The organism is Bacillus sp. ILBB4, assembly GCF_035064545.1.
GTDB lineage: Bacteria > Bacillota > Bacilli > Bacillales > Bacillaceae_H > Priestia.
This window is the reverse complement of sequence record NZ_JAIQVD010000030.1, coordinates 1-8,247: the sequence shown is the minus strand read 5'-3', so window position 1 is coordinate 8,247 and position 8,247 is coordinate 1. Positions and strand designations below refer to the sequence as shown.

9 protein-coding genes and 1 pseudogene are annotated in these 8,247 nt (G+C 37.3%); 6 read left to right on the top strand and 4 right to left on the bottom strand.

The window, feature by feature from the left end; genetic code table 11:
- From LAV82_RS31100 to LAV82_RS31085, 4 genes and pseudogenes are all read left to right on the top strand, one after another.
- A pseudogene (locus tag LAV82_RS31100) lies at positions 1–206 on the top strand (replication protein); the annotation flags it as partial.
- 109 nt (positions 207–315) lie between these two features.
- Positions 316–1,104 (top strand): ParB N-terminal domain-containing protein, encoded by a 789-nt coding sequence (locus LAV82_RS31095; RefSeq protein ID WP_499717644.1) that lies wholly within the window; start codon positions 316–318, stop codon positions 1,102–1,104.
- Positions 1,105–1,310: 206 nt separating this feature from the next.
- Positions 1,311–2,204: a sigma-70 family RNA polymerase sigma factor gene (locus LAV82_RS31090; protein ID WP_499717643.1), complete on the top strand. Its 894-nt coding sequence runs from the start codon at positions 1,311–1,313 to the stop codon at positions 2,202–2,204.
- 600 nt (positions 2,205–2,804) lie between these two features.
- Positions 2,805–3,029: a helix-turn-helix domain-containing protein gene (locus LAV82_RS31085; RefSeq protein ID WP_097813074.1), complete on the top strand. Its 225-nt coding sequence runs from the start codon at positions 2,805–2,807 to the stop codon at positions 3,027–3,029.
- Between the two features lie 242 nt (positions 3,030–3,271).
- On the opposite strand, the gene LAV82_RS31080 is transcribed toward LAV82_RS31085, so the two are convergent.
- The 4 genes from LAV82_RS31080 to LAV82_RS31065 all read right to left on the bottom strand — a co-directional run bounded on the left by LAV82_RS31080 (position 3,272) and on the right by LAV82_RS31065 (position 5,974).
- Positions 3,272–3,592: a hypothetical protein gene (locus LAV82_RS31080; RefSeq protein ID WP_499717642.1), complete on the bottom strand. Its 321-nt coding sequence runs from the start codon at positions 3,590–3,592 to the stop codon at positions 3,272–3,274.
- Between the two features lie 244 nt (positions 3,593–3,836).
- A complete protein-coding gene (locus tag LAV82_RS31075; RefSeq protein WP_499717641.1) occupies positions 3,837–4,532 on the bottom strand; it encodes a hypothetical protein in 696 nt (231 codons plus the stop codon).
- Entirely contained in the window at positions 4,529–5,662 is a 1,134-nt protein-coding gene (locus LAV82_RS31070; RefSeq protein ID WP_499717640.1) for an FtsK/SpoIIIE domain-containing protein, read from the bottom strand. The genes LAV82_RS31075 and LAV82_RS31070 overlap by 4 nt, the downstream gene beginning before the upstream one ends.
- Positions 5,663–5,674: 12 nt before the next feature.
- Positions 5,675–5,974: a hypothetical protein gene (locus LAV82_RS31065; RefSeq protein WP_499717639.1), complete on the bottom strand. Its 300-nt coding sequence runs from the start codon at positions 5,972–5,974 to the stop codon at positions 5,675–5,677.
- Between the two features lie 627 nt (positions 5,975–6,601).
- On the opposite strand from LAV82_RS31065, the gene LAV82_RS31060 reads away from it, so the two are divergent.
- Both LAV82_RS31060 and LAV82_RS31055 read left to right on the top strand, forming a co-directional pair.
- Positions 6,602–7,792: a styrene monooxygenase/indole monooxygenase family protein gene (locus tag LAV82_RS31060; RefSeq protein ID WP_499717638.1), complete on the top strand. Its 1,191-nt coding sequence runs from the start codon at positions 6,602–6,604 to the stop codon at positions 7,790–7,792.
- A gap of 170 nt (positions 7,793–7,962) precedes the next feature.
- A complete protein-coding gene (locus LAV82_RS31055; protein ID WP_274157965.1) occupies positions 7,963–8,103 on the top strand; it encodes a hypothetical protein in 141 nt (46 codons plus the stop codon).
- Positions 8,104–8,247 lie beyond the last annotated feature (144 nt).

The window sequence follows — 8,247 nt, the reverse complement described above, 5'->3', positions numbered from 1 at the left end:
TGGATCAACAGCTTGAAATGATTCAGTTGAAGCAAGATTTAGGACAAGAGCTAACACCAGAAGAAGGGGACTTGCTGCAAGAACACAGTTCTACGTACAGTTTGTTTGAAATAGCTCAGGTAAAACAAGACCTAGGACAAGCTTTAACGCTAGAGGAACAAGAATGTTTGCGTCAACATAACCAGTTAAAAGACACAGCTTCCTAATTTTTAAAAGTAGAAATTCCTTAGAAGCTGATGTTTTAATAGAATATGTTTATTTAGAACTGTGTTCTAAATAAACAATTACTAATAATCTACGCAGGAGGAGACTATTATGCCACACAAAATTACGTTAACCGGATCAGCCACAGGACCACTACGAGAATATGATCGCTACGTTGCCTTTGATATGCGTGAAAAAGGGTCACCATCTGCGCCTAAAGGATTAAAGAAGAGTACCTTTATTTCGTATACCGTATTTGTTGCGAAGAAAGCCTTTAATAAAACTGGACTCACGAAGAAAAGCATCATGCATGAAAAGATTTTAATTCAAGGGGAACCAACGTTAGACATTCCCATTGATGAATGCCCTGGTGAAGTAGGGGTCATTTGTTTCCAGATTACCGTTCTCCCGAATAAAAATGATAAAGAGAAGAATCAATCCGAAGAGAAAAAAGAATCTAAACAAGAGGCTTCTGCGCCTCCTGAGGCACCGCAGAAGACGGAATCTAAAAAAAAGGAAGAAGTGCAAGCACCTGTTTCTCAACCTGTATCAAAGGAAGAGAAGAAAGAAGTAAAGTCTATTCATCCAGAAGTACAACAAGCGCCTACAGAAGAGAAAAAGACTGAGGAAAAAAAGACAATACTATCCAACCAACCGAAGGGAACTCAGGATCTATTGAGCTTTGATGATATTATCGTTCCTGAAGAGTTCTTAAAGACACGCCCAAACCCTGAAAAAACGCAAAAGGTGATCGATTTTGTGAAGCGTACAGGGCGTTTAGATGAGCCGTTGACGATTGAAAAAGGTTCAAAGATCTTAAAAGATGGATACCGTCGTTATGTGGTGGCCAAAACGGTCAAAATGGATCAAGTTCCTGTTGTATATGAGTATCAAAAGTAAGAACTCAAAGAAAAAGTAACGATTGTTTATAGTTTCACTGACAAATTAGACAAAAACAGACTAAACAAAGTGATAACCTATGTCCAATAGATAAAAAGGTAAATGAAACAGGATTTAATCTTTGTTGAGGTCAGATGAACATCTTCACTACTATTCTCTATACGTAGCTTTCTATACATCTAAGTCGCGAATTGGAGGGAGATATAGTGACTAAAAATCAAAAACTGTGGACGAAGGAAGAAGATTTATTTCTAAAAGAACAATATGGGCGGATGACACTCCAAAAAATTGGTGAATGTTTAAATCGTAGTAAAGAATCGGTTAATAAACGGGTCTCACGACTACAACTTCGCAACAACCAGAATGGCATACGCAAAAAATGGTCCCCTGACCAAGATACGTTCTTAAAAGTAAATATTAATAGGATGAACAACCGAGAGATTGGAAAACATTTAGGCAAGAGCCCTTCTTCTGTTGCAAATCGAATTAGGCTGTTAAAATTAGTACGAAAAACGTCATTACGTAGATGGACAAAGAAAGAAGATGAATACTTGGTAAAATGGTATGGAGTTAAGTCACTTGACCAAATATCTAGACGCTTACAGCGAAGTATACAAGCATTAGAGTCTAGATTATATCGTTTAGGTATACATGGCGTAAGAGCTCATTTGGGAAATGTTACAGTATATGAACTAGCAGAGTGCCTGCAAGTTGATGTTCATACCATTTATAACTGGATTCAGAAAAGAGAATTGCCCTATAACATCTTGAGAGCAAACACACGAACATTTTTAGGAATTGATGTAGCAGACTTTTGGAAATGGGCATGCCAGAATAAGGAACTTATTAATTTTTCTAAGGTATCCGTAAATACTCTTATTCCAGAACCCGACTGGGTAAGGGAACAAAGAAAATATGATTATTTTAATCGGCCTAAATATGAAAATAAAAAGTGGACGGAAGAGGAAGATGCCCGTCTATGGTACATGTTTTATCAAGAAGGTCGTACTCAACAAGAAATTGGCCAACTAATCGGTAGATCAGCCCATGGGATTCAACGGAGATTACACCGACTACGGAAAAAGAAGTTACCTCAATAAATCCTACCTTTTTGTGATTGTTCTTACTGGTCCCACATATTAGCCTTTTCCATTGCACATTCATTTTGTGAAACAGCCTTTTTTATAAGAAAGGTAACTCTATAGAGGTATAGAAATTTATATTATGCTTGAAAATGTTATATTTTACACTTTACTATTATCTATTATTTTATTTCATAAAGGAGAGGACTCTATAAGGATAGATGGGGTTCTCTTTTCTCATTCACTAATTAAATTATGTTTTCTGGCCTGGTAATTTAGGAATTGCTGTTGGTAGCGATGTTATTACGTTCTCTGAGGCAGTCTGTTTTTTATCTTCCATTATACTCAAAATCTATTCATACCTATAACAAAGACCGCCCATTATGTATTAGTGTATAAGGCGGTCTTAACTGTATTCATGCTATATGATTATGACAAAAATATCGACATTATTCTAAAAGATTTAAAATCCTCTGCTTATTTTACTTTTAATGTCTTAGTTTAATTGCTTAATAAATGATATGGTAAGGACTTGTCCACTATGACTTATTTTTAACGTTTTATTTTTAGTGAAATTTGGACATAACTAGAGTAATAACAAGTAAAGGGGTATCTATAATGTTCGGGTTAGGAAAAAGGCGAACTAGGCTTGGTAAATGGATTGATAAAAGAAACATTAATCAAGAATGGCTTGTAAGAAAGTCAGGATTAGGTAGAAGTACGATTGGTGATTTAGTAAATAACACTGAAAGATTGCCTACACAAAGAACCATGAAAAAGATATTACAAGCATTAAGAAGGATTGATCCTAACATTAAGAGCGAAGATTTTTGGGATATTTAAATATGTTTATTACTGTTCTTTCTTATTACTTTAGAAAGTTTGTTTCTCCAAGTGTATAAAAACAGGCTTTAATAATAGTTTAAAAGCCTGTTTTTAATTTGCCATCAAAACGTTCCTATTTATCAAATTGTTCCTCTTCACACCTTAGCGTGCTTGAACCATGTCATTAGCACATTGAATGGTGGTTTCTAGCAATTTATCAGCATTTAAACAAAAAAGCGACCTTATTGGCCGCCGTAATCCTACTCATTATCTTCGAATAAATTAAAAGAAAGTTGCTCAGCTCTTTTCCTATGGTAATAAGCATTTTTAACCCGTTTTACTCGCTCTCTATTTTCAACGTAATAATCTCGGTCAAGAACAGAAACGCAAACTTTACAGTATGGTCCAAGTTGTCCAAACCCATCGCTTTTATGATGATAGTTCTTTGCATATTTTAATTCACGGCATTTACGGCAAGTCTTAGCGACAACTTGTCCGTCAGCGTCCTTGAAGTATACGAACCCTCTCGGCTTTGTTCTTTCCTCGTATTCCTGCGCGAGTAATTCTTCTCGTAAACTCATATTCGCTCACCTCCTCAGTTGTCTTGGTATTACTACTGATTCTCTTTTATTATACGAATTAATTTCTCCCGATACCAGCCCACAAATTATTTGGCTTCCTAATGGCATTAATTCCTTCTACGGTAATGATTAATCTGTTTCCAAAACTCTTAGCAAGTCGTCGATAAGAGGTGTATAAAAAGGCTACCTCTCATTATCTTGAGATAGCCCGTTTTTGGGTAATTACAAACAATTTTCTAGCACTCTATGTTAAATTGATTTTTATTCCACCAGAAGAAGGTGATGGCCTCACTCTTGCTTCTTTCGTTTGTTTTGAAGGGCTTTTATATTTCTCCATCAATTCATAAATGCTTGCTATTTGTATAATGCGGATATGGTCAGAAGTAACAGCATAACGAACAGGTGTAATCAACATGACAGAAGGGAAGAGGGGTGATCGGTCCTCAGGCTGCCAGTGTAATGCTTTCCACTCATCTGAAAAGAAAAACTCCTCATAGAGATCGATCTTCGCTTGTATTTTCTGTTCCGAATACTGATTTCTTTGAATTTCAATCCAAAACGGAGATCCTTTAAAAATACAAAAGAGATCGGGTTCAATGCCTCCTTTTCGTCCAGTGGGCTTATCTTCGACAATGACCTGTTTAGGTGTGCTATACGTACACATTTGTTTATAGACATCCAAGATAGAAAGGAAATGTAATATTTTTTGAGAGTTCTTTTTGATCTTTGCATCCACAGGTAAATAGACTGTCGGAGAATATTGCTGTGTACGTTCAATTACCCCTAATCGATATAAACGTACCATGACGCTATTACATGCATTTACGGGCGATTTCAGCTGTTTAAAGAAGAGGTCAACTAATGAGTCTCGATCCACGGCTCTAAATTGATTAACAAACCCTATGATTTCTTTATCACGTTGAGATAAACGGTAACTCATCGCTGCTCCTCCTTCTCTAATAACCCAAAGATGGACTGTGATACCACTTCTAGTTCTGGTTCAGGATCTTTCACAAGCGTTTTATAAGGAGTAAGTATTTCCTTACAAGCTTCTTCATCTAAAAAATAGGCTTGAAACTCTTTGACCTCATCAATTTTAATCTTCATGCGCCCTCTGGCTGCAGCATCGATTTCTTCTGCTCCTAGTACTCCGGCTACTTTCGCATTTATCGCATCAGCCTGCCTGCCAGAGATCCGAACCCGTAAGTTTGCTTTTAGTGCTGAATTCAACAAATCGGCATCGGGACGCTGCATGGCAATAATCGTATGAACACCTAACGCACGACCTTGGCTGGCAAACTGTTGAATCATCTCTACAAGATCCGTCTCTCTCTTCACGATGGACATTTCATCTACAACCACGACAATTCGAGGCAGCTTAAATGGAAGCCTGCTGATATGTGTCACGCCATTCTCTAACAATAAATCGCCTCTTCGATACATTTCAGCTCGTAATAAAGCAAAAGGTTTTCTCATATCCTTAGCCTCAAAGCAAAGCGCATCCACATGCTCAATCCCATGAAACAGCCCTAAATCAGCACGCTTTAAATCGACTAATACTAAGCGCAAGTCTTCAGGAGAGGCATATTTCACCCATGTTGTGAGGATCACACGCATGAGGCTGCTTTTTCCTGCCCCAATTTCACCAGAAATCAGTAACGTTTCTAAATCCGCAAAATCCCATGAGACAGGGCTTCCATAGATATCTTGACCAATGCATACCGGAAGCTCCATTTTCTCTATATGAGGGTGAATGCCTTCATACCTATAATTGAGCATCTTAGGTAGGCTTTTATGATGAACGGTAATACTAAAGTTCTTTAAGCTGCCATTCACTTCAATATTGCTCCCTAATACTTGCCGTAATGCCCATCTCTTTTTCGTTAAAAGCTCAGGATCGATCCCATTCAGTAAGGAAAAGGCGTACCGAGTATAGGTATGATGATGATCGATTTGATGAATTTTCGGAAACAGATAGGAGGTACGGTCTCCGCGTTTCACCACCCGGTAAATCTCTGCCGTACGAAACGCTTTAATTAATTGGCCACGTAATTTGAGCTTCTCAAACATCAACATTCCTCCTCAAAACATAAAGGTCACAAAAAAGTAAATTAAGGCGCTATAGAAAGTGACAGGCAAGATAAAGCGCATGACCTTTGCGAACTGATCGACCAGATCAATTACACCCCATCGCTCTAATATTCGTTCGATGAGGGCAATTCCTAAGACAATGCCTCCTATGGTCAAAATAGTGGGGTCAAGCATGGCTAGTGGACTAAAAGGCACAAAGGAATAAGCCTTAAGGGGACGAGGTCTCGTAAGAGATGGTTTGTGAGGTGGAGGCAATATTTTTTGAAAGGTAAATCCTTTTGCTTTTCTCATGTTAGTACCTTCTTTCATTCGTTTTATTTTTTGGCCTTTTACACACCTATTATTTCAGCTCGACGCATCCGGTCGCCCCCTTCGCCTCTTCGGCTCAGCTCCCTTACAGATTCCATGAACGGCTTCACCGGAAGCATAAAGCTTGTATTAACGCGGTAGCGATACTGAACTAGATACTGATTAGGTAATGGAGTTATAATTCTTTAGATATTATGTAGTTACTGCAGTAAGCTTGCCTGTCCAGTGAAAAAATAAAAAAGAACCCTTACCGCAGTAGGTAAGGGGTAGCTGATTATGTAAGAAGTAATCAAAATCAAAAAGAATTCATCGATCAATTGTTTCGATTATCATTATAAGTTATTAATTTAAAGGAAGCTGCCACTTTATATTTCCATAAAGGATTTTTTGTACTAGAACCATTAAGGATCTTTTAACTCAAATTTACTTTACAGTCTATAATTCCTATCTCTAAGGAATCATTTACATAAAAATTAGCTTTTAATAAAATAAATAGTAATTATATTTACAGGAAGATGTTAGCAAAAAACTTCATAGACTTAGTATCTATAATGTAACTAGGGCATTTACGTAAATTCATTGGTAAATGCCGAATTTTCTAACGAGGGTGTGAGATTGTTGAAAAAGAGAATCTGTATTATTGGTAGTGGGGTAGCCGGACTGCACCTAGCCTATGCTCTAAGGAACGATTTTGATATTACAGTCATTGAACGTCAATCAGCAGATCAGATTAGAAGAGGCAGAATCATGTCTACCCAGGTACATTTTGGACCCACAAGGAATCGTGAAACACGCTTTAATGTGCCGAAATGGGGAGAACAATCCCTTATTGAGAGTATTCACATTACAATTGGAAATCAGAAACTATTTGTAGGAAAGTTGAAAGAACCTGCATTATCTGTTGATCAACGTTTATATTACTGGCATTCTATTAATGACCTTGTGGATAAAGGAGTCACATTCCGTTTAGAAAAGGTAGATAAAGAGGGTGTGGAAGTACTAATAAATGAGTTTGATTTAGTTATTGATTGTACAGGGAAGAATGGTCCTCTTTTGCCGTTTTCGATTGAAGAGGATCTTTCTCCTTTTAAAACTCCTCAGCGAAAATGTATCGTTGGTTATTTTACAGGTATAAAAGCAAATACTCCTCTGGGAGTAGGTGTAACGGTTCTTCCTGAGGTGGGTGAAATGTTTGAAATACCTGCAGTAACAGAACAAGGTCCTGCTACCATACTGTTCATTATGGCAATACCAAATATTGATTTAGACGTATTCAAAGGAATAAAAAGAGCAGAAGAGTTTACGCTTAAAATGAGAAACACAGTTCAACAGTTTTTCCCTGAAATTTATAACCGAATTGATGGAAAAAATTTCGCTTTATGTGATAAAAATAGCTTTCTTCAAACTGCCTTAACGCCTGTTGTCCGAAAGCCATATCTCATGTTTAAAAATAAGCTGGTAGTCGGCTGTGGTGATAGTGTATTTCTAAACGATCCTATTACGGGCCAAGGTTGTAATCTCTCTTCTTACTGTGCTGAACAATTGTATGAAACCCTTATCGAATACAAAGATTCTAAGTGGGACGTAGAAACAGGAGAGTCTTATTGGAGTCGAACGAAACAGTATGTAAAAGAGGTAACTGAATGGACAAATGCTATGACAAAACCATTACCTGAGCATGTCGTTCAATTGTTACTTCGGGGTGCACAGGAACAAGTAAAAGCGAATGAAATTGCTGAATGGTTTGCCAATCCGACAAAAGCGTATGAAGCGTTTACTTCAACAACAACGATACATTAAAAAAGTCAATGGCCGCCATGAACAGGAGCATAGCATGTTAACACTAACGGAATAGATACTGATTACCAAACGAAGTAGTTATTCTTTTGATACTAAGTAGCTACCGCAGTAAGGTTGCATGTTTACCTTGATAGACCAAAAGAAAATCTACCGCAGTAGGAGATGATTAGATGGTCATAGAATATGTGCTCTTTTTTTATATGTTAGGGATTGGTCTAGTCGCTTATATTTTTCATGAAATGGACGGGAGATCTAAAGATGTCCCAAGGACTAAAGTTGAACGTAATAATAAAAAAGGAACGGACAATTGAATGTCAGTTCCTTTGTATTGTATAAATGTAGTCATTCTTCATCTTCATAAATAAATAAGCCATTCATGAGGGTCTCGAAATCAGGAGCTAATTCCAAAATAAGTGTGTCTGATCCCCATTCTAGATCCATATAGATTATAGGAG